Source organism: Phreatobacter sp. (genome assembly GCF_027532945.1).
Taxonomy (GTDB): Bacteria; Pseudomonadota; Alphaproteobacteria; order Rhizobiales; family Phreatobacteraceae; genus Phreatobacter.
Genome location: NZ_JAPZTZ010000008.1, coordinates 89,945 through 110,806 on the forward strand (window position 1 = coordinate 89,945; position 20,862 = coordinate 110,806).

Annotated in this window: 21 protein-coding genes; 11 read left to right on the forward strand and 10 right to left on the reverse strand. The window is 68.9% G+C overall.

Going from position 1 to position 20,862, the window contains the following annotated elements; all coding sequences use genetic code 11:
* Entirely contained in the window at window positions 1-435 is a 435-nt protein-coding gene (flgB, locus tag O9344_RS06365; RefSeq protein ID WP_298474368.1) for a flagellar basal body rod protein FlgB, read from the reverse strand.
* Window positions 436-649: 214 nt separating this feature from the next.
* On the opposite strand from flgB, the gene O9344_RS06370 reads away from it, so the two are divergent.
* Both O9344_RS06370 and fliP read left to right on the forward strand, forming a co-directional pair.
* Window positions 650-1,621, forward strand: a complete 972-nt coding sequence (locus tag O9344_RS06370; protein WP_298474370.1) for a flagellar biosynthetic protein FliO — start codon at window positions 650-652, stop codon at window positions 1,619-1,621.
* A 195-nt stretch (window positions 1,622-1,816) separates the two neighbouring features.
* The gene (gene fliP / locus O9344_RS06375) at window positions 1,817-2,539 is read left to right on the forward strand and encodes a flagellar type III secretion system pore protein FliP (RefSeq protein ID WP_298474469.1); all 723 of its coding nucleotides are present in this window, start codon (window positions 1,817-1,819) and stop codon (window positions 2,537-2,539) included.
* Between the two features lie 9 nt (window positions 2,540-2,548).
* Here fliP and O9344_RS06380 read toward each other — a convergent pair whose 3' ends face one another.
* The 5 genes from O9344_RS06380 to fliL form a co-directional block, all read right to left on the reverse strand.
* On the reverse strand, window positions 2,549-6,142 hold the full coding sequence (locus O9344_RS06380; RefSeq protein ID WP_298474373.1) for a hypothetical protein: 3,594 nt from the start codon (window positions 6,140-6,142) through the stop codon (window positions 2,549-2,551).
* Window positions 6,143-6,280: 138 nt separating this feature from the next.
* On the reverse strand, window positions 6,281-7,003 hold the full coding sequence (locus O9344_RS06385; protein WP_298474375.1) for a flagellar protein FlbB: 723 nt from the start codon (window positions 7,001-7,003) through the stop codon (window positions 6,281-6,283).
* Between the two features lie 10 nt (window positions 7,004-7,013).
* Complete coding sequence (locus tag O9344_RS06390) at window positions 7,014-7,496, reverse strand: DUF6468 domain-containing protein (protein WP_298474377.1); 483 nt, start codon at window positions 7,494-7,496, stop codon at window positions 7,014-7,016.
* Window positions 7,496-8,653, reverse strand: a complete 1,158-nt coding sequence (gene fliM / locus O9344_RS06395; protein ID WP_298474379.1) for a flagellar motor switch protein FliM — start codon at window positions 8,651-8,653, stop codon at window positions 7,496-7,498. Before fliM ends, O9344_RS06390 begins: the two co-directional genes overlap by 1 nt.
* Window positions 8,654-8,664: 11 nt before the next feature.
* Entirely contained in the window at window positions 8,665-9,180 is a 516-nt protein-coding gene (gene fliL / locus O9344_RS06400) for a flagellar basal body-associated protein FliL (protein WP_298474381.1), read from the reverse strand.
* 321 nt (window positions 9,181-9,501) lie between these two features.
* Between fliL and flgF the strand changes: the two genes are divergently transcribed.
* From flgF to flgH, 4 genes are read left to right on the forward strand one after another with little or no spacing between them, the layout of a single operon-like run.
* Window positions 9,502-10,251 (forward strand): flagellar basal-body rod protein FlgF, encoded by a 750-nt coding sequence (flgF, locus tag O9344_RS06405; protein ID WP_298474383.1) that lies wholly within the window; start codon window positions 9,502-9,504, stop codon window positions 10,249-10,251.
* Between the two features lie 12 nt (window positions 10,252-10,263).
* A complete protein-coding gene (gene flgG / locus O9344_RS06410; protein ID WP_298474385.1) occupies window positions 10,264-11,052 on the forward strand; it encodes a flagellar basal-body rod protein FlgG in 789 nt (262 codons plus the stop codon).
* 3 nt (window positions 11,053-11,055) lie between these two features.
* On the forward strand, window positions 11,056-12,063 hold the full coding sequence (gene flgA, locus O9344_RS06415) for a flagellar basal body P-ring formation chaperone FlgA (protein ID WP_298474387.1): 1,008 nt from the start codon (window positions 11,056-11,058) through the stop codon (window positions 12,061-12,063).
* A 41-nt stretch (window positions 12,064-12,104) separates the two neighbouring features.
* Window positions 12,105-12,854, forward strand: coding sequence for a flagellar basal body L-ring protein FlgH (gene flgH, locus O9344_RS06420; protein WP_298474471.1), 750 nt, complete (start codon window positions 12,105-12,107; stop codon window positions 12,852-12,854).
* A 184-nt stretch (window positions 12,855-13,038) separates the two neighbouring features.
* Here the strand turns inward: flgH and dksA are convergent, their stop codons facing one another.
* Window positions 13,039-13,455 (reverse strand): RNA polymerase-binding protein DksA, encoded by a 417-nt coding sequence (gene dksA / locus O9344_RS06425; RefSeq protein ID WP_108178645.1) that lies wholly within the window; start codon window positions 13,453-13,455, stop codon window positions 13,039-13,041.
* A 203-nt stretch (window positions 13,456-13,658) separates the two neighbouring features.
* Window positions 13,659-14,108 (reverse strand): flagellar assembly protein FliX, encoded by a 450-nt coding sequence (locus tag O9344_RS06430; protein WP_298474390.1) that lies wholly within the window; start codon window positions 14,106-14,108, stop codon window positions 13,659-13,661.
* A gap of 242 nt (window positions 14,109-14,350) precedes the next feature.
* Between O9344_RS06430 and O9344_RS06435 the strand changes: the two genes are divergently transcribed.
* The 4 genes from O9344_RS06435 to O9344_RS06450 all read left to right on the forward strand — a co-directional run bounded on the left by O9344_RS06435 (window position 14,351) and on the right by O9344_RS06450 (window position 16,851).
* Complete coding sequence (locus O9344_RS06435; protein ID WP_298474392.1) at window positions 14,351-15,451, forward strand: flagellar basal body P-ring protein FlgI; 1,101 nt, start codon at window positions 14,351-14,353, stop codon at window positions 15,449-15,451.
* Window positions 15,451-15,780, forward strand: a complete 330-nt coding sequence (locus tag O9344_RS06440) for a rod-binding protein (protein ID WP_298474394.1) — start codon at window positions 15,451-15,453, stop codon at window positions 15,778-15,780. Before O9344_RS06435 ends, O9344_RS06440 begins: the two co-directional genes overlap by 1 nt.
* Before the next feature lie 3 nt (window positions 15,781-15,783).
* Window positions 15,784-16,266 carry a hypothetical protein gene (locus tag O9344_RS06445; protein ID WP_298474396.1) on the forward strand — a complete coding sequence of 161 codons (483 nt, stop codon included), beginning with the start codon at window positions 15,784-15,786 and terminating at the stop codon, window positions 16,264-16,266.
* A gap of 147 nt (window positions 16,267-16,413) precedes the next feature.
* Complete coding sequence (locus O9344_RS06450; protein ID WP_298474398.1) at window positions 16,414-16,851, forward strand: flagellar protein FlaG; 438 nt, start codon at window positions 16,414-16,416, stop codon at window positions 16,849-16,851.
* A gap of 57 nt (window positions 16,852-16,908) precedes the next feature.
* Here the strand turns inward: O9344_RS06450 and O9344_RS06455 are convergent, their stop codons facing one another.
* Both O9344_RS06455 and fumC read right to left on the reverse strand, forming a co-directional pair.
* Entirely contained in the window at window positions 16,909-17,772 is an 864-nt protein-coding gene (locus O9344_RS06455) for a DMT family transporter (protein ID WP_298474400.1), read from the reverse strand.
* A gap of 80 nt (window positions 17,773-17,852) precedes the next feature.
* A complete protein-coding gene (gene fumC / locus O9344_RS06460) occupies window positions 17,853-19,244 on the reverse strand; it encodes a class II fumarate hydratase (protein ID WP_298474402.1) in 1,392 nt (463 codons plus the stop codon).
* 313 nt (window positions 19,245-19,557) lie between these two features.
* Here fumC and O9344_RS06465 point away from each other — a divergent pair, with 313 nt between their 5' ends.
* Window positions 19,558-20,781, forward strand: coding sequence for a flagellin (locus O9344_RS06465; protein ID WP_298474403.1), 1,224 nt, complete (start codon window positions 19,558-19,560; stop codon window positions 20,779-20,781).
* Window positions 20,782-20,862 lie beyond the last annotated feature (81 nt).

Sequence of the window (20,862 nt, forward strand, 5' to 3'; positions counted from 1 at the left end):
TCAGGCTTTCTTGCCGATTGCGATGCGGACCAGGCCAAGCGAGCGCTGGTAGAGGCCTGCGACGGCCTGGTAGTCCATCTGGTTCTGCGCCACCTTGAGCATCTCGTCCTCGAGGTTCACGCGGTTGCCGTCCGGGGTCGCGACGAGGCCGGTGTTGCGGCGGACATCGAAGCGATTCTGCACGGTGGAGCCAGTCGCCCCGATATGACCGGGATCGGTGCGAACCGGCCCGACGCCCGTGCTGGCGCCGGCGGAGGCTGCGGCGCGTGGCCCGCCCCGCAGCATGGAATCGAAGTTCGGGGGGGCGAGATCGCGCGCCCGGTAGCCCGGGGTCTCGGAATTGGCGACATTCTCGGCCAGCAGCTTCTGCCGGTCCTGGTGCCACCGCATCCGGTTGCGGAGCATGGAGAAGATCGGCACGTCGCTGGTGGCCATGGCAGCCGATGTCCCCGCCCCTGTGGTAGGCAAAGGATGCCCAGCACATGGTTAACGACCGGTTAACCGTTAAGGGACTTTCAACCTCTGGCCGGGCGGGTTAACCATCCGGCGAGGTCGAGATCGGCAAGCCTTGCCGGGTCTGTTAACCTCAACATAGTTTTAAGGCCTGCCTTCGGGGGCGGGCGTCGGGAATGCCACGGGATCGGTCTCGATGAATTACATCAGCAATCTGCTCGGCCCGAACGCGCCGCTGGCCGCGACGTTCATCGTCGCCTTCGCCGCTGTTCTGGTGCTGATCGGACTGACGGCGTGGATCTTCCGTATCGTCCGCGGCCGTGGCCTCGGCATCGGCTCGGGCGGCCGTGGCCGCCAGCCGCGCCTCGCCGTGCTCGACTATGCGGACGTCGACCAGCGCCGGAAGCTCGTGCTGATCCGCCGCGACAATGTGGAGCATCTCCTGCTGCTCGGCGGGCCGACCGATGTCGTGGTCGAGACCTCCATCGTCCGTGGCGCACCGGTGCAGGCCGCCGCCCTGCGCGAGGTCGCGGCGGCGCAGGCCCCCGTCTATGTCGAGCCCGATCCGCCCATGCCGGCGCAGCGCGCCTCCCTGCGCGAGGCGGCGCGTCAGGCGGCCGGCGAGCTGCCGGCCCCCGCCCCGGCCATGCGCCCCGAAACCTCGCTGCGGATGCCCGAACCGGCCCGCCCCGCGCCGCAGCCCGCGCCGCAGCAGACCCTGCGGCCCGAGCCGACGCGCGCTCCGCCCCCGCCGCCTCCGGTGGCCCGGCCTGAGCCGCCTCGCCCGGACATCGCGCGCCCCGAGGTCGCCCGTCCGGAGGTGCCGAAGATCACCCCGGTGGTCACGCAACCCGTGCGGCCGGCAACGCCCACTCCGCCGCCCGCCCGTCCGGCGAGCCCGGCGTCTGCCGGCGCTGCCGTCCCAGACGATGTCGCTGCCCGTCTCGAGGCAGCGCTGAAGAAGCCGATCGGCGCGGCGCCCGCCGCCGTGGCGCCTGCCCCCGTCCGCCCCGCGACCCCGCCCGCTCCGGCACCGCGGCCGGCCATGACCCAGGCCCCCGCCACGGCACCCAAGAGCCTGTCGCCCGACGAGAAGTCGGTCTTCGACAGCCTCGAGGAAGAAATGGCCGCCCTGCTCGGCCGCGGTCCGACGCCGCCCAAGGGCTGAAACCCGCCACCCCGCAGATGACGCGAGGGCTCCCCACCGGGAGCCCTTTGTCGTTCCGCGACCTGCCGCCGCGTCCCCGTCCACAGGCCCGCCCGCCGCGAACTGCTACACTCCGGAGACGATTCGCCCCGGTGCAGGACGGCCATGGCCGCTGAGACCCCTCATCGCAGGACCGACGCCCGGCGGGCCCGCCGGATGGCCGGCCTCGCCCTGCTCGCCGCAGCCACGCTCGCCACCGGGCCGGCCGCCGCCCAGGACATCTCGATCAATCTCGGCCAGGGCGCCGGCGTGAACGAGCGCGTCATCCAGCTCATCGCGCTCATCACCGTCCTGTCGGTGGCGCCGTCCATTCTCATCATGGTGACGAGCTTCGTGCGCATCGCCGTGGTGCTGTCGCTGCTGCGCACCGCCATCGGCACCATGACCGCGCCCCCCAACGCCGTCATCGTCGGACTGTCGCTGTTCCTCACCGGCTTCGTCATGGCGCCGACGCTGCAGCAGAGCTACGACCTCGGTATCCGCCCGCTGATCGAGAACCAGATCGATGCGCCGCAGGCCTTCGAGCGCGCCTCGGGCCCCTTCCGCGATTTCATGCTGAAGCACGTCCGGGAGAAGGATCTCGCCCTGTTCCAGGAGCTCTCGCGCGAAGCCATCCCGGCGACGCCGCAGGAAGTGTCCTTCCGCGTCCTCGTGCCTGCCTTCATGATCTCCGAGCTGCGCCGCGCCTTCGAGATCGCCTTCCTGCTCTTCGTGCCCTTCCTGGTGATCGACCTCGTCGTCGCCTCGGTGCTCATGTCGATGGGCATGATGATGCTGCCACCGGTGACGGTGTCCCTGCCCTTCAAGCTGATCTTCTTCGTCCTCGTCGACGGCTGGAACCTGGTCGCCGGCAGCCTGGTGCGAAGTTTCGGGCCGTAAGGCGACGCCTCAGCCCGGCCGTTGCCCGCCGCCAGTGCCAGACTGCTGCTGCGGCGTCGAGGCGGTGGGCTGCGAGGCCCCCGGCGTCTCGGTCGGATAGCGCTCCCGGTAGTTCTTGAGGAAGGCGTCGAGCGTGTCACGGTCGGCGATGGACTTGGCGATCTCGCGATATTCCACACCGCGCGCCTCGATCGGCGAGGTCACGACGTCGAAGGCGCGCTCGTCGGGGGTGCCGCGCATGGCCGCACGGTAACGGCCGCGCAGACGGTCGAGGCCGAGCGTGTCGTCCACCAGCGCATAGCCGATGGCGGCGCGCAGGATGTGGCGACGCTCATCGTCGCCGAGAGCACCGGCGCTGCGGGAGGCGACCCAGCGCTCGCTTTGCTCGGCCGATTCGCGATGGCGCTGGGCCCCCCACAGGATGTCGGCGCGCAGCATCTCCGCCTCGGGCGTGCGGATCCCCCCGATCATCTCCATCGCCTGTTCGGGGCGGTTCATGTCGGCATGGGCGCGGGCTTCGAGCAGGTAGCGCTGGTTGCGCAGCTCCTCGGGCAATTCGGACAGGCGCGTCGTGCGCAGCACCTGCAGCGCCGCGGCCGGCTTGCGGTTCATCAGGTGGACGAGCGCGAGGCGCGCGGCGACCTGCGAGCGGGCCGCTCCGGTCAGGCGCCGGTCGATCTGGTGTTGCAGCAGCGAGGCCGCCTGGTCGAGCAGGTCCATGCCGGCGAGCCGGTCGGCGAGGCGGCGGATGATCTCGTCGCCGCGGCGGCCCTGCGGGGTCATGTCGCGGAAATCGTAGTACAGCGCCAGGGCGTCGACCGCCTTCATCTGGTCGGCGCTGCCCTCGAGGAACAGCCGCTCGAAATGGCGGGCGACGTCGTCCTGCATGCCGCGCACCGATTCCGAGCGCGGATGGACGCGCATGGCCAGGCGCATCGTGGTGAAAGCGTCGCGGAACTGGCCCTGGTCGGCATAGAGCTTGGCGAGGAGGGCGAGCGTGCGCGCCTCGATGTCGTCGCCGCGCCAGGCATAGCTCTGCGCCTCAAGCTCCTCGATCGCCGCCTTGCGGTCGACATCGCCCAGCTTGTGCCGCACCGCGAGGTGACGCTGGTCGGCATCGGCACGCGAGGGCAGGTCCGGGCCGTTGGCAGCAAGGGAATAGGCGATGAGCGCGTCGCGTTCCTGGCCCTTGGCCTCGAGGAGCCGCCCCCGCAGCAGGGCGAATTGCTGCTCGGCCTCCGGCGGCACGCCGATCTCCTGGAGTTCGGCGAGGTGCTTGTCGGCCCGGTCCACCGAGCCGGCGTCCAGCGCCGCCGAGACGGCGCGGGTGAGGACGGCGCGGGCGAGTGGGTTCGGCAGCGTCGCCGGCGAGACATCGGCCGCCTCGAAGGTCTCGTGCGCCTCCTTCGACCGTCCATCCATGGCGAGCGCCGTGGCGCGCCACATGGCGATGTCCGGCGCCGCCGACATGGCGGGATGGGAGAACTCACGCAGCGCATCGGTCGGGCGATGCATCATGATGGCGACGACGCCCCGCAGGCCCTGGATGGTGCCGTCCTCGGCGATGCGGCGGTCCTGGCGGACGATGGCGTCGAGCACCGACTTGGCCTCGGCCCAGCGCTGCTGCGCCATGTAGAAGCGCACGAGCTCCAGACGCCTGGCGGTGCGATGGGTCTCGTGGACCGCGGCGGCATTGGCAAGGAGGTCACTCTCGCGGTCGCGGAAGGCGGCGCGCTCGTCGGCGGCCCACAATTCGAGATCGAAGGCGATGGTGCGCGGACGGCGGACCATCCGCTGGACGGAGGGTGGGCGTGCGAGGCCGGCGCTCAGCTGCAGGCCGAAGGGGCGGCCGATCGCGACGCTGTCGCCGGAAATGGTCACCTGCAGGTCGTCGGCAATGGGCTGGACGACGAGGCCGTGACTGCCGGCCAGCGCCGAGAACTCGACGAAGTCGCGCTGCTGGACGAAGGAGCGGGCCGGCCCTGCGCCGGTGACGACGAGCAGGGTGTCACCCGCCAGCGGATCGGTGAGGCGGTGGACCGAGCCGGCATTGGGGAAGTCGACGGTGGCGATGAGGCGATCACCCTGGTCGCTGGCGCGCGTCAGGTGCACCGGCCGCGGCGGTTCGAGGACCGTATCGGCAAGGGTGATGATCCAGGCGAGTCCGTCGCGCCCGGCCGAGGCGAGGCTCGCGCGCTCCAGGCCGATGCGCACCGCGATGCCGGAACGCGAGCGCGAGGCATCGACCGACGAGAAGCTTCCCGCGGCCTCCGCCTGCAAGCCGGCGAGCGCCACGTCCTCCAGCGTGTCGAAGACCAGCCACAGCGTGTCGCCGCGCTGGAACACGGCGCCGGGCGTCTCCTTGGTGAAGGGCACGAGGATGCGGATCGTGCCACCGGCGCGGCGCGCCTGGACGGCGACCGGGCCAGCCGGACCGGGGGCGGCAGCGGGCCGGGGCGCAGGCTCGGCAGTCTCGACCGGAGGATTGTCCGGCACAGGAGCCATCGGCCGTTCGACGGGAAGGGGCGCGGCAGCAACGGGTGCCGCGGCGGCCGGCGCTATCACCGCAGGGGCGGCGGGCGGAGCCGGCGGAGCGCTCGCGAGGCGCGGCGCAGGCGGCGGCACGGGCATCGGCATGGCCACCGGCGGCGCGGCGAGCGGCGGCGTCGGCACATTGCCGGGCAGGACCATGGCGGAGGGAGGCGCGGAGCTCGGCACGCGGGCGGCGGGAGCGGCCCGGCCGGCCGCCGTCGGCTGGCCGCCACGCATCGTCAGGTCGAGGACATAGGTTCCCTCTTCCCGGAAGGCGCGCACATCCGCCTGCGGCGACACCGCCATGCGGAACACCAGTTCATCGGCGCCGGTGTCAGCCTCCATCTCGGAGACGAAGGCGGGCAGCGCGTCGCGCACATGCTTCAGTTCGGCGGTGAAGGGCTTGGCGATGCGCAGCGTCAGCCTGTCGCCGGCCCGGTCGATGGCGACGCCCACCGGCTCGGGCAGCGAGAAGACGAAACGCGAGAAGGTCGGGTGATTGCCGACCCGCACGGTGACCGGCGGCAGGGCCCGCGCCACCCGCTGCGCCTCGGCAAGACGGGCGCGGCGCTCGGCATCGCGGGCACGGCGGGTGAGTTCCTCGACGATCTCGTTGGGCAGGCCCGGCGGGTTGCCACGCCAGCTGTCCGGCAGGAGGTCGACGAAGAGCCGCTCGCCGGCCTCCATGGAGTTGACGGTGACCCGCTGCGACAGGGCGAAGCGCAGCGATTTGCCATCGGGATCGCGCCGCACGGCGGTGACGTAGTCGGCGAGCTGCGCGGTCAGCTGGTTGACCTGCATGTCGACGGGACGGGCAAAGCTGATGACCAGCACGCCGCCCGTCACCTTCACCTCAGCGGCCAACGGCTGATCGAAGGAGAAGACGAGACGGGCATGGCCACCGGAGGTGGAAGAGGCGACCTCAGCCTTGGCCGCGGGGGGTGTCGGAGCCGCTGGCGCGGCGGGAGCGACAGGAACCGCCGCGGGCGGGGCGGGGCGGGCGGTCTGGGCTTCGACGGCGGCGACGGAGACATGACAAAACAGGGCGGCTGTCAGGCCGGCCCGCGTCAAACGCCTTACGCACCATGCGTTCCCGTCCATGGGATCGCCACTCGACCCTTCCGCCGGCTCCGAGGAACAGGCTTGCAGGCGCTCCATGCCCCCGCTGTCGGTGCATCATGGACAGGCGTGATTAACACCGCGTTGCGGTTACCGCGTCGGGCGGCCCTCGATCTTCGGCAGCGTGTCGGGCGACACCGAGCGCGGATCGACGGCAGCCTGCTGCTGCGGCCGGCGGGCGAGCTCGGTCGTCAGGCGCTTGGCGGGCTCCGGCTGCATCTGGGCGATGACGTCGGCAAGCTTCGGCGGGCGCATGGCGCGGGCCACCTCGATCAGAACGCTCATGTCGAGGCTGTCGAAGATGCGCGCCGCGTCCTTGGGCCGCATGGATTCGTACATGCTGACCACGCCGCGGAAGCGGGTCTGCTCGGCCTCGTCCCGACGCTGCTCGAGCCCGGTGATGCGCGACTCCAGTTCGCGCAGCTCATTGATGCGCTGCTCCATGCGGCGCTCGGTGGCGCGCAACAGGTTCTCGCGCATCTCCAGTTCGCGCTGGCGTGTGTCGAGTTCCTGGCGACGCTCCTGCAGGCGCTCGAGGATCGCGCGCTCGGCGGAGGAAATGGCCGGCGGCTGATTGGCCGGGACCGCCTGGGGCGGCGGCGGGGGCGGCGCGGCCGCAGCCGGCGCAGCGGCCGGTGTCGCACCGGTGACGAGATTGGCGTCTGCGGGCGACTCGATGCCAGGGATCGAGGTGTCCTGCGCCCGGACCGCGCGGGGACCGGCCATGTCGCCGCTCAGCAGCCCGACGGCCTTCAGGAAGAGCAGGCCGCCAGCGGCGAAGGTGACGATCGGCAGAAGGCGCAGGTCCCGCATGGAGCCCTCCTCAGGCGGCGCGCGTCTGGACGCGGGCGGCGAAGGCCTTGGCGGCGGCGAGGGTCGAGGCAGCGCTTGCCCCCTGCCCCTCCGCCGGCTCGCGGACGAGAACCGGCACGATTGGCTCGACCGCCGGGATCGGCGCGCGGGTCTTGCCGGCGTCGCGGGCAGCTTCGGTGATGCGGCTGATCCGCTCTACCACCGTCTGGCCGGCCTTCACCTCGCGCTCGATGTCGACCAGGAAGCGCTCGGCGGTGCGCAGCCGCTCGCCGAGCGTGCCGTCGCATTCGCGCACCGTGACCTTGAGGCCCTGGATCGCCCGCTCGGCGATTTCGGTGGCGGTGATGAGCTCGGCAATGGTCGCCTTCAGCGACTGCTCGTCGGAGCGCAGGCGGGTGAGCCGCCGGTTGAGGGTCACGCAATAGGCGATGGTGGCCACCAGCAGGCCTGCCACCAGCAACTCGATGATCATGGACACCGTGAAGCTGCTCATCACATCTCCTGTCCGCCTGAGGACACCTGCTCGAACTGCGCCATGGTTGTCCGGCCCCGCCGCAGCGGCTTCTGGATGCGCACCGCGACCTTGTCGCCGACGCGGCCCATGCGTCCCTCGGTGAGGGTCTCGTCGCCGCAGCGCACCTTCACCAGGGCGTCCGGCTTCATGTCGAGGACGAGCGTGTCCCCCACCTTGAGGTTCATCAGCTTGCGCAGCGGGAATTCGCTCTCGTAGAGCACGGCCTCGACATGGGTGCGGGCCTGGAAGATCTCGGTGGAGAGATGCCCTTCCCAGACCGGATCGCGGCCGAGCTTCTCGCCGACGAAGGTCTGCATCAGGCGATCGCGGATCGGCTCCAGCGTCGCATAGGGCAGCAGCATCTCGATGGAGCCGCCACGCTCCTCCATGTCGATGCGGAAGCGGACGAGGATCGCCGCGTTGTTGGGGCGGGAGATCGCCGCGAAGCGCGGATTGGTCTCCAGCCGGTCGATCTTGAAATTGACCGGCGAGATCGGCCGGAAGGCGGCCTCGGCGTCGGCGAGGATCACCTCGACCATCCGCTTGACGAGGCCCATCTCGATGGTCGTGTAGGGCCGGCCCTCGACGCGGATGGCGGTGACGCCGCGGCGGCCGCCCAGCAGCACGTCGATGATCGAGTAGATCAGGCTCGAATCGACGGTGGCGATGCCGAAATTGTCCCATTCCTCCGCCTTGAAGATGGAGAGGATGGCCGGCAGCGGGATGGAATTGAGGTAATCGGCGAAGCGCACCGCGTGGATGCGGTCGAGCGAGACTTCGACGTTGTCGGAGGTGAAGTTGCGCAGGCTGGTCGTGAGCAACCGCACGAGGCGGTCGAACACGATGTCGAGCATCGGCAGGCGCTCGTAGGCGACCATCGCCGAGTCGATGATGGCGCGGATGCCGCCATTGTCGGACAGCGCCAGGTCCTCGATGGAGAAACCGAGGAGGTTGTCGATCTCTTCCTGGTTGAGGATGCGCTCGGCGCCGCCCTTCGAGCCGACGCCGACATGGGCCATACCGTCTTCGCCGACGGTCTCCCAGGACTGGGCGGCGTCGTTGCCGGTGGCGCCCTGTTCCTCAAGGGCCATGCCCCATTCGGCGGCAAGGGCGTCCTGGTCGATATCGCCTGCCATCGATCAGCCCGTCACTGCACGACGATTTCGCGGAACAGCACGGCATTCACCCGTGCCGGATGGACGGCGGTGTTGACGCGCCGGGTGAGTTCGTCGCGCAGGCGGAAGATGCCGGCCGACCCCTCGATATCCGAGGGACGCATCTCCCTGAGGTAGAGCTGGAAGGCGTCCACCACGCGCGGCATGATCGGCCGGATCTGGTCGGCGACCTTGGTGTCGGAGACCTCGAGGGCGACCTTCACGCGCAGGTACTGCGGACGGTCCTGGCCGACCGACAGGTTGACCGTCATGTCCGGCAGATCGACGAAGGCGACAGGCTTGGCGACCTCGACGGGCGCCGGCGCCGCGACCTGCTGGGGCTTCTTGCGCAAAAAGAAGAACCAGCCGCCACCACCGAGGGCCAGCACGAGCACGGCGGCCCCGCCCATCATGATGAGCTTCTTCTTGCCGCCACCGGCTTCGGGGGCGCCTTCGCCCTCTTCGCCGTCCTCGGCTTCGCCTTCGGCCTTTTTGGGTTTCTTCGCCATCACTTAGCGCCCCGGATTCTCATGTTGGGACAGTGGCGCCAAAATGGTTAACGGCCCGTTTACGTCCGTTAAGGATCGGCAAGTTTTGCCGGGACGAAAGCGCAGGGATGGCCGTTCGTGCCTAGCGCCCCCTTACCGCTTCCTTGCCTTAAGTGGTTGATTTTCCTTTACCCACCCGCTTGGCACGGCTCCTGCGACGACCTTTGCGGATCGCCGGACCCGTTTGGGAGAACGGCCCTGCGGTCCAGCTGGGGAGCACCGGCCCCGGACCGTCTTGGGAGAGATGGTCCATCAGGGTCGGAACATCAGGGGATCGGTCCGATGGAAAACATTGGTCTGGTCGGACTTTCGCGGCAGGTCGCCCTGCAGCGCGAGCTCGACGTCATTGCGAACAACCTCGCCAACTTGAACACCACGGGGTTCAAGCAGGACGACGTTGTCTTTGAGGAATACCTGATGCCTGTCGCGCGGGACGATACGTTCCAGCGCGGCGCCGACCGGCGCATGTCCTTCGTCTGGGATCGCGCCACCGCGACCAATCTCGGCCAGGGCGGCATCACCCAGACCGGCAATGTGCTCGACGTCGCCATCAACGGCCGCGGCTATTTCGTCGTCCAGACGCCCGAGGGCGAGCGCTTCACCCGCAACGGCTCCTTCGAGCTGAACGCCCAGAACCAGCTCGTCACCAAGCAGGGCCAGCTCGTCATGGGCGAAGGCGGCCCCATCGTCTTCGAGGCCCGCGACGTCGGCATCACCATCGGTCGCGACGGCTCGGTCTCCTCCTCCGGCGGCATCCGCGGCCGCCTGCGCATCGTCGACGGCGACCAGCCGCGCGCCCTGGAGAAGGAAGGCGACAACCTCTTCCGCCTCCGCGAGGGCCGCCGCGCCGAGACGGTCGCGCTCACCGACGTCCGCCAGGGCGCTCTCGAAAGCTCGAACGTCGCTCCCGTCCTTGCCCTGTCGCGGATGATCGAGGTCACCCGCGCCTACCAGTCGCTCGCCTCCAACCTCGAGCGGCACGACCAGATGCGCCGGGATGCGATCCGCTCCCTCGGCAACCCCACCTCCTGAGGAACCTGACCCATGCGCGCGCTCCACACCGCCGCCAGCGGCATGAAGGCCCAGGAGCTCACCGTCGAGGTGATCTCCAACAACATCGCGAACATGCGGACCACGGGCTTCAAGCGCCAGCGGGCCGAGTTCCAGGACATGCTCTACGACCACCAGCGCCGGGCCGGCACGCAGAACTCGCAGCAGGGCAACCTGCTGCCGGTCGGCATCTCCATCGGCTCGGGCGTCAAGCCCGCCGGCACCTCGCGCATCATGACCCAGGGCAACGTGCTGGCGACGGAGAAGGACTACGACGTCGCCATCCGCGGCGAGGGCTTCTTCCGCATCCAGCTGCCCGACGGCCGCACCGCCTACACCCGTGACGGTTCCTTCGAGCGCAATGCCGACGGCCAGATCGTCACCGTCGACGGCTACCAGCTCGACCCCGGCATCACCGTGCCGAACAACGCCACGGCGGTCAGCATCAGCGCCGCCGGCGTCGTCCAGGCGACCCTGCCCGGCCAGACCGCCGCCCAGACCATCGGCCAGATCCAGCTCTCGCGCTTCGTCAACAAGGCGGGCCTCGAATCGATCGGCGACAACCTGTTCCTCGAGACCTCCGCCTCCGGCCAGGCCATCACCACCACGCCGGGCAACGAAGGCATGGGCCAGCTGCTGCAGAAGAACCTCGAACAGTCGAACGTGACGGCGGTGTCGGAAATCTCCGACCTCATCGCCGCCCAGCGCGCCTACGAGATGAACGCCCGCATCATCTCCGCGGCCGACCAGATGCTGCAGTCCACCTCGCAGTTGATGCGCTGAGCCATGCGGACCCTCCGGACCCTCCTCGCAAGCCTCGTTCTCGGTCTCGCCGCGGCGCCCGTGGCGGCCGACGAGCCGCCGCCGCGCCCGGTGCTGCGCCTCGAGGTCGCCGTATCCGGCGAGGTGGTGCGCCTCGGCGACCTGTTCCAGCATGCCGGCCGCTTCGCCGATGTGCCGGTCTTCCGCTCGCCCGACCCCGGCCATACCGGCCAGATGCCGGCCTGGCGTATCATCGAGGCGGCCCGCCGCGTCGGCCTCGAACCGGAGACAGGTGACCGCAACCGCGAAGTCTCGATCACGCGTGACGCCCGCATCCTGCCGCTCGCCGAGATGGAGGAGCGCATCGCCATGGCGCTCGCCTCGTCCATGGGCCTGTCCGATTCGAACCGCATCCAGGTCGCCTTCGATCGCGGCACCCGCCCCATCGCCGTGGAGAAGGGCGTGTCGGGTAGCCTCGACATCCTGCGCATGGAGCACGACCCCCGCACCGGCCGCTTCGAGGCCGTGCTCGGCATCGGCGGCTCGCCCCGCACCGACCGCAATGGCGGCTTCCGGGTTCAGGGGACGGCGGTCGAACTGGTCGAGTTCGTCGTGCTCGCCCGCGCCCTCGGCCGCGGCGAGGTCATCCGCTCCTCCGACCTGGTCATCGACCGCAAGCCGCGCACGCAGGTGCCGGCGCTGACCCTCGACACCGTGGTGAGCGCGACACAGGCCGTGGGCATGGCGGCGCGCCGCCCCATTGGTCCCGAGCGCCCCTTCCGCATGGCCGACCTGATGAAGCCCGAGCTCGTCGAGCGCAACGGCAATGTCCTCATCACCATGGAGATGCCTGGCCTGTCGCTGACCATGCGCGGCCGTGCGCTGGAGGCCGGTGCCGAGGGCGACATGATCCAGGTGGAGAACCTGCAGTCGCGCAAGCGGCTTCAGGCCACCGTCACCGGCCTCAACCGCGTATCCATCACCCCGCCCGTCACCACCACCACCGCCGTCGCCACCGCGAGGACGCCGTGATGACCATGCCCGCCATCCGCCGTCCCGCGTCAGGATCCGCCATGTTCGCCCGCAGCCAGCACAGCCTCCGCCCGCTCCTTATCGTCGCCGCCGGCCTGTCGGTCGCGGCCTGCGGCGCCCCGGACCGGCTGCGCAATGTCGGCCGGGCCCCGCAGCTCTCCGCGGTTGAGAACCCCCAGACCCAGCCCGGTTACCGGCCGGTCTCCATGCCCATGCCGGAGCCGCAGCCCATCTCGCACAATCCCAATTCGCTGTGGCGCAACGGCTCGCGCGCCTTCTTCCGCGACCAGCGCGCCCAGCGCGTCGGCGATATCCTCACCGTCAAGGTGAAGTTCCAGGACCAGGCCAACGTCCAGAACACCACCAACCAGTCGCGCACCGGCTCGCAGACCATGGGCACCCCGAGCCTCTTTGGCGCCGAGCGCCTGATCGCCCGCACCGGCGCCGATCCGGCAAGCCTCGTCTCCACCACCGGCACCAATTCCAACGAGGGCAAGGGCACCGTCACCCGCTCCGAGACGCTCGCCACCAACGTCGCCGCCGTCGTCATGCAGGTGCTGCCCAACGGCAACCTCGTCCTGGAGGGCAAGCAGGAGGTGCGCGTCAATTTCGAGGTGCGCGAATTGATCGTCGCAGGCGTCGTCCGGCCGGAGGACATCGAGAGCGACAACACCATCGATTCCAACAAGATCGCCCAGGCCCGCATCGGCTACGGCGGTCGCGGCCAGATCACCGACCAGCAGCAGCCGCGCTACGGCCAGCAGGTCCTCGACGTCCTCCTGCCCTTCTGACGCCCTCCCCGCTCCTCCCCGCTCCTCCCCGAGCTCCCAGCCGTCCCCGCTCCCCAGGCGAATACGGCAAGTCCGGCGCCGCCCGCGTTCTCCCAACGCGGGCGGCGTTGGCCGTTATGGGCACAGCCAAAAGAAGAGGCCGCCCGGAGGCGGCCTCACATGCTGAGCGAAGGTGCCCGCAACGTCACTCGTCGCGATAGACCCGCTCACGGCGCTCGTGGCGCTCCTGGGCCTCCAGCGACAGGGTCGCGATGGGACGGGCCTCAAGGCGCTTGAGCGAAATCGGGTCACCCGTCTCCTCGCAGAAACCGTAGGTGCCGTCCTCGATCCGGGCGAGCGCAGCGTCGATCTTGGCGATCAGCTTGCGCTGGCGGTCGCGGGCCCGAAGCTCGATGGCCCGATCGGTTTCTGAGGATGCACGGTCAGCGATGTCGGGGTGGTTCTGGTTCTCGTCCTGCAGGTTCTGGAGGGTCTCCTTCGCCTCGCGAAGGATGTCGTCCTTCCAGGACAGCAGCTTTTTGCGAAAGTACTCGCGCTGCCGCTCGTTCATGAACGGCTCTGAGTCGCTCGGGCGGTAGTCCGCTTCCAACTCCAACGTCATGCAACGAACCCCTCTGATTCACGGTGTTGAGCCCGTGTTTCGGCGCGCTCATAGCATCCGCTCCGATGCCAGACAACCTGAAACCGGGTCATCGGGGCGTCACGGAAGGGGACACGGGCGCCACCGAGAGGCAGGAACCGTGCCAGAAGGCAGGAATTGTCTGGATTTCAGACGCTTGCGCCGCGGGAATCGGCTGGCGACGATTACCGTTCGCCGCCGCCCTCACGCGCCGCCGCCTCTCGCTTGGCGATCTCCACCTGCGCCCTCAGATCGATCTCGGCGAGGACGTCATCGAGACCCTGATCACCCGAGCCTTCGAGCGCCGTGGCGGTGACGCTGCGAAGCTTCAACAACACCGAAGGCATGGGCTCACCGGCAAGCAGCGACAGCTTCAGATCGTCGAGCAGGTCCAGCGACTGGCGGCCGCGCTGCATGGCGCGACGGCGCTTCTCGCGCCGGTCCTCGGGCTGCATCCCCTGGACCGCGAGCAGCGTCTCGAGGCCCGCCGCAGCGACGGTGGGGCGGGCGGCGGCGGTCGAGGGCGTCTCAGCCTTGCCGCCGGGCAGCTCGAAAGCCGAGCGCGGCCGATCGGCCCGTTGCGTGGCCGGGCCCTGGGCGACCGCTCCGACGGTCGGCGGCGTAATGATCCGCATGGTCCTTCTCCGGGACGGGCGCTTCAGGAAGGCGCAACACGTCTTTCTATGAGGTTAAGAAGACCCCCTGCGTGGTTAAGGGGCCGTTAATGCCCGGCAAGACTTGCCGGGTGACCCCCATCAAGGCCGGGAGGATGACCCCGCCTTTCGGCAATCACCATAACAAATCAACAACTTGGGGAATCGCATGGTCTTGGCATGGCCTGTGCGAGGCTTTCAGCGAACCCACGATCGGAACACCCATGCTCCGCCGTCTCGTCGTCCTCCTGAGCCTGTTCGCCCTCGCCGCCCCGGCGGGAGCCAACACCTCGCGCATCAAGGATCTCGTCGATGTCGAGGGCATCCGCGAGAACCAGCTCATCGGCTACGGCCTCGTCGTCGGCCTCAACGGCACGGGCGACACGCTGAACAACTCGCCCTTCACCCGCCAGTCCATCCAGTCGATGATGGAGCGCCTCGGCGTCAACACCCGCGGCATGAACCTGCGCACGGCCAACGTCGCCGCGGTCATGGTCACCGCCAACCTGCCGCCCTTCTCCACCCAGGGCACGCGCATCGACATCAAGGTCTCGGCCATGGGCGATGCCCGCTCGCTGCAGGGCGGCGAGTTGCTGGTGACACCGCTGATCGGCGCCGACGGCGAGGTCTATGCGGTCGGCCAGGGCGCCGTCGCCATTGCCGGCTTCCAGGCCCAGGGCGCCGCTGCCAGCATCACCCGCGGCGTACCCACCGTCGGCCGCGTCTCCAATGGCGGCATTGTCGAGCGCGAGGTGAACTTCGCCATCAACCGCCTCGCCTCGGTGAAGCTCGCCCTGCGCAACCCGGACCTCACCACGGCGCGCCGTATTGCCGCCGCGATCAATGATTTCATTGGCGCCCCGACCGCCGAGCCGACCGATCCGGCGACGGTCCACCTCAAGGTGCCGCAGCGCTTCGAGGGCAACATCGTCGCCCTGCTCACCGAGATCGAGCAGTTGCGCGTCCAGCCCGACCAGGTCGCAAAGGTCGTCATCGACGAGGCCTCCGGCATCATCGTCATGGGCAAGGACGTGCGCGTCTCCACGGTCGCGGTGGCGCAGGGCAACCTCACCGTCACCATCTCCGAGCGGCCGCAGGTGAGCCAGCCGAACCCGCTGTCGCAGGGCCAGACGGTCGTCACGCCCCGCACCCAGATCCAGGCGACGGAAGAGGGCAAGCGCCTCGCCCTCGTCCGCGAGGGCGTGTCGTTGCAGGAGCTCGTCGATGGGCTCAACGCGCTCGGCATCGGCCCGCGCGACATGATCTCCATCCTCCAGGCCATCAAGGCGGCCGGCGCCCTCCAGGCCGAGATCGAGGTGCTCTGATGCGCAGCCAGACGCCCGAACGCGCCGCCGTCAACGCCTATACCCCGGCCGCTGCCAAGGTCGCCGGGTCCAGGGAGAACCGCGCCTGGAACCAGGCCCAGAATTTCGAGCAGGTGTTCCTCAACACCATGTTCTCCCAAATGTTCACCGGCCTCGGCAACGACTCGCCCCTCGGCGGCAAGCAGAGCGAGGCCTGGCGCGGCATGCTGGTCGACGAATACGCCAAATCCGTCTCCTCGCAGGGCGGTATCGGGCTCGCCAACCACATCTACCGTGAACTAATCGGCGCGCAGGAAGCCGCGCCGCGCCGCCTTCCAGCAAGGAGCTGACCCATGCAGCAGCAGCCCCGTCCCGCCGCCCTGCCCGCGCCGATCACCACGGCCCAGGAAGCCCTCGCCCTCGTCACCGGCCTGCGCGCCACCATGGCCGAGCTGACCGGCGTGCTGCAGGAGGAGACCGCGCTGGTCCGCACCGCCAAGGTGAAGGCCGCCCAGCCGCTGGAGGCCCGCAAAGCGGAGTTGTCGCGCCGCTATCTCGCCGATCTCGGCCGCATGAAGCTCCACCGCGAGGTGGTTCGCGCCCATGCGGCCCGCGGCCTTGCGGCGCTCGAGGCGGATCACGCCGCGATGCAGGAGGCCCTGGAGGTCAATCTCGCCGTGCTCGCGACGGCCCATGCGGTGGCCGAGGGCATCATCCGCCACGTCTCCGCGACGGTGGAGGCCAAGCGCTCGCCGACCCTCTACGGCGCCAATGGCCGCACGGCCGCCCCGCCGCCGCGCGCCGCGGCCCCGGTGGCCATCGTACGCTCGCTGTAAAGGCGGTGACATTCCGCGGTATTCGACAGAATTCGCGGCCGCAACATTTACCATAAGTCCTAACGCGGGTTTAGGATTTCCGCGTCATGATCCGGCACTTGGGAGAAGAGGGATCACGAGGTCCTTCCCCCACAGGGAGTACCGGTCATGGACATTGTGTCCTCACGGCCGGCCGTCGGCACGATTTCGACCGCGCGGTCGGACGCCGTCCAGTACCGTGAAGCGGTGCGGACGGAAATGCCCCGCATGCAGCGGGTGAGCCAGCCTGCGTCCAATAGTGCTGGCTCCGCGAGTGACGATCGCCGCGCCGGCGACATGGCGGCGCGCGACGATCGCATTCTCGCGGACAGGCGCGCGCGCATGGAGCGCATCGCCGACACGATGCGCGAATCGCTCCAGCGCCGCATCGAGAAGGACGACGCCGCCGGCGTGCTGGTCTATCGCACCGTGGACAGCCAGACCGGCGAGGTCGTGCGCCAGTTCCCCGACGAGATGATCCTCAAGCTCAAGGCCTATGCGCGCGAGATGGCGCGCAAGGAAGAGCTGGACGCTGCCGAGAACCCGCGGGTCGAGAAGGTCGCCTGACCGCCGCTGCCCGGCTGACCACCCGCCGCCGCGAGGGCGGCTTTTGTCGTTGGAGCCTCAGGTCGTCCGCCGTTTGGGCGCCACCAGAATGATGGCGACCCCCGCCAGGACCACGGCCGTGCCGGCGATCATCAGGAGGTCAAAAGGGTCGCCGGTCACCAGCACGCCGAGCCCGATCCCCATGAGCGGGCACATGAGCGTCAGCGTAGAGATGAGGTTGGCCTCGTATTTCATGACCAGCTTGAAGAACAGGCTGTGCCCGAGCAGCGAGACGGCGATGGCGGTGTAGGCGAGCGCCGCGAGGAAGGGCCAGCCTGCGGCCAGCGCGCGGTCGACCTGGCCGGTCTCCAGCGTCATGGAGGCGAGGCCGAGCGGAATGGACGAGGCAAGCCCCACCCAGGCCTGGAACTGCAGCGGCGCGACATTCTCGGTCTTCTTCAGCAGCACCACCCCGAAGGCCGAGGCAAAGGCGCTGCCGAGGACGAAGAGCAGGCCGAAGGACAGCGAAAAGCCCTTGGGGTCGTACATGACGATGACCGCGCCGGAGAAGGCGAGCGCGATGCCGATGCCGCGGCGCAAGCCGATCTTCTCGCCCAGCATGAACACCGAGAGGAGCGCGGTGAGCGGCACGCCGAGTTGGGTCACCACGGCCGCGCTCGATGGCGTCGCCGTCATGAGACCAATCGAGACGAGGCCGAAGCCCCCGGCCCCCATCATCAGCCCGACCACGACGATGCGCCAGTGCGGCCGCGGCCAGGGCAGCAGCCAGGGCAGCGCCACAAGCAGCACCAAGGCGAAGCGCAGCGAGGAGAACAGCAGCGGGGGAATGTCCAGATGGACGAGGACCAGCTTCGTCACGACGAAGTTGGTCGCCCAGATCAGGCAGACCCCCATCAGCAGGATGAAGTCGCGGACGAGCATGATGCCGGCCTAGCGGCTTCATGCCGTCCGGGCTACCGGCACCACCGCTGGGCAGACATGCCGGATACCTCGCGCGGGCGTCAGCCCGGCCCGATCATCTTGGCGGGATCGACCAACCGATCGTAATCCTCCGCCGAGACGAGGCCTGTTTTCAGCGCCTCTTCCTTCAGCGTCGTGCCGTTCTTGTGCGCCGTCTTGGCGATTTTGGCCGCCGCGTCATAACCGATGGTCGGGGCGAGAGCCGTGACCAGCATCAGCGAGCGCTCGACGCCGGCGCGGATATTGTCCTCGCGCGGCACGATGCCGGCGACGCAATGGTCGGTGAAGGAGACCGAAGCGTCGGCGAGCAGGCGCACCGACTGCAGGAAATTGTAGGCCATGACGGGGTTGAAGACGTTCAGCTCGAAATGCCCCTGGGAGCCGGCGAAGGTCAGCGCCGCGTGATTGCCGAAGACCTGGACGCAAACCTGGGTCATAGCCTCGCACTGCGTCGGGTTCACCTTGCCCGGCATGATCGAGGATCCCGGCTCGTTCTCCGGCAGGGCGAGCTCGCCGAGGCCGGCGCGCGGCCCCGAGCCGAGGAAGCGGATGTCATTGGCAATCTTGAACAGCGAGGCCGCGACCGTGTTGATCGCGCCGTGGGCGAAGACCATCGCGTCGTGGGCCGCGAGCGCCTCGAACTTGTTGGGCGCCGAGGTGAAGGCGAGGCCGGTGATGGCGGCGATGCGAGCGGCAACTTTTTCCGCGAAACCGACGGGCGCATTGAGGCCGGTGCCGACCGCCGTGCCACCCTGGGCGAGCTCCATCAGGCCGGGCAGGGTCTGCTCGATCCGGGCGATGCCATTCGCCACCTGCTGGGCATAGCCGGAGAACTCCTGCCCGAGGGTCAGCGGCGTCGCGTCCTGGGTATGGGTGCGGCCGATCTTGACGATATGGCCCCAGGCCTCCGCCTTGGCGGCGAGCGCGGCATGGAGATGGCGCAGCGCCGGCAAGAGCCGGTGGACGATCTCCTCGGCCGCCGCGACATGCATCGCCGTCGGATAGGTGTCGTTCGACGACTGGCTCATGTTGACGTGGTCATTGGGATGGACCGGCTTCTTCGAGCCCATCACCCCGCCGAGCATCTCGATGGCGCGGTTAGAGATGACCTCGTTGGCATTCATGTTGGACTGGGTGCCAGAACCGGTCTGCCAGACGACGAGCGGGAAATGCTCATCGAGCTTGCCATCGATCACCTCCTGAGCGGCGCGGACGATCACCTCGCCGATGGCAGGATCGAGCCGACCGAGCGCCATGTTGGTCTCGGCGGCGGCACGCTTGATGATGCCCAGCGCCCGCACGACGGGCAGCGGCTGCCGTTCCCAGCCGATGCGGAAATTGCCGCGCGACCGCTCGGCCTGGGCGCCCCAGTAGCGGTCGGAGGCAACCTCGATGGGGCCGAACGTGTCGGTTTCGGTGCGGGTGGACGCCATGGTCGGAGCCTTTCCTGTCAAAGCCGCCGGGCAGGCGGAGCATCGACGTCGCGGCGCTCCCGCGCGGTCTCGATGCCAGCGCAGATAGCCCCGCAGATGGCCATGCGCAATCGCGCATCCCCTCGCCCGAGGCACCCGGCAAATCCTGCCGGTTAACTTCTGCCGTGTCGGAAGGGTCACACTATTCCCGGCCAAGCCCCTAAAAAGACGACGAAAAATGTCGTCGAGACGAAAATTAACCATTGGTTAGGGTTAACGGGGCAGGGTGCGTCAAAGGCCCGTGAGAATCGTCGGGCCCGGCCGAGGACCACTCATGAGCGACATCGTCCTTTCGAAAGGCATTCGCGGCAATCTTCTCTCGCTGATGGGCACCGCTGACCTGCGCGATCGCACGCAGTTCCGGTTGTCGACGGGCAAGAAGGTCAACACTGCGCTGGACAATCCCGGCAACTTCTTCTCCGCGCAGATGCTCAACTCGCGCGCGACCGACATCACCAATCTGCTGGATGGCATCGGCACCGCGATCAAGACGCTCGAGGCCGCCGATAACGGCATTCGCTCCATCGTCCGCGTGGTGGAGAACGCGCAGGCCCTCGCTCGTCAGGCCCGGGGTTCGGCGGCGAGCACCGCCCGGCTCGGTGGCGTATTGCCGACTGTGAACGGCGAGCTTGGCTCGCTGACGATGCAGACCAATCTCGCTGACCTCGGCTTTGCCGTCGGCGAGACCATCACCATCAACACCGGCACCAACCGGCAGACCGTTCTGACGATCGCCACCGGCATGACGGTCGGCAATCTCGTCAACGCCATCAACGACAACACCGAGGCGACCACCGCCACGGGTACAGGCGTGACCATTGGCTCCACAGCAGGCGCTGATGCGCGCGCCCTTCTCTCGCCCGACGGCCGCCTGGTCATCCAGGCGATCGGAACCCAGCCGCTGACGATCTCCTCGTCCAACGCCGGCACGGCCCTCACCAATATGGGCTTCGCCGTCCCCGACCGCGCCAAGCTGGCCGGCGAGATCAACGTCACCCGCTCGAACATCGCCACCCAGTTCTCTGAGCTGCGCCGCCAGATCGACCAGCTCGCCAAGGATTCCGGCTTCAATGGCGTCAACCTGCTGAACGCCGACACGCTGCAAGCGATGTTCAACGAGCGTCAGACCTCCTCGCTGACCATCTCAGCCGTGCGTTTCTCGGTGAGCGAGGACCTCGCCATCAACGACCAGAAGAACCGCTTCCAGACGGACGCGGACATCGACGACGCGCTGGGCGAGCTGTCGCAGGCGATGTCGATGCTGCGCTCCCAGTCGAGCGCCTTCGGCTCGAACCTGGCACTCGTCCAGATCCGCCAGAAGTTCACGCAGGAAATGGCGAACACGCTGAAGACCGGCGCTGACAACCTCGTCCTCGCCGACATGAACGAGGAAGGCGCCAACATGCTGGCGCTGCAGACCCGCCAGCAGCTCTCGACCCAGGCTCTCTCGCTCGCCAACCAGGCCGACCAGAGCGTCCTGAGGCTCTTCGGCGGCTGATGCACGCGGCGGCGGGCTTTCTCGCCGTTTGATCCGCTTGTGCTAGCATTCCGCCGATCGACGAATCGTGCGGAGGCAGTC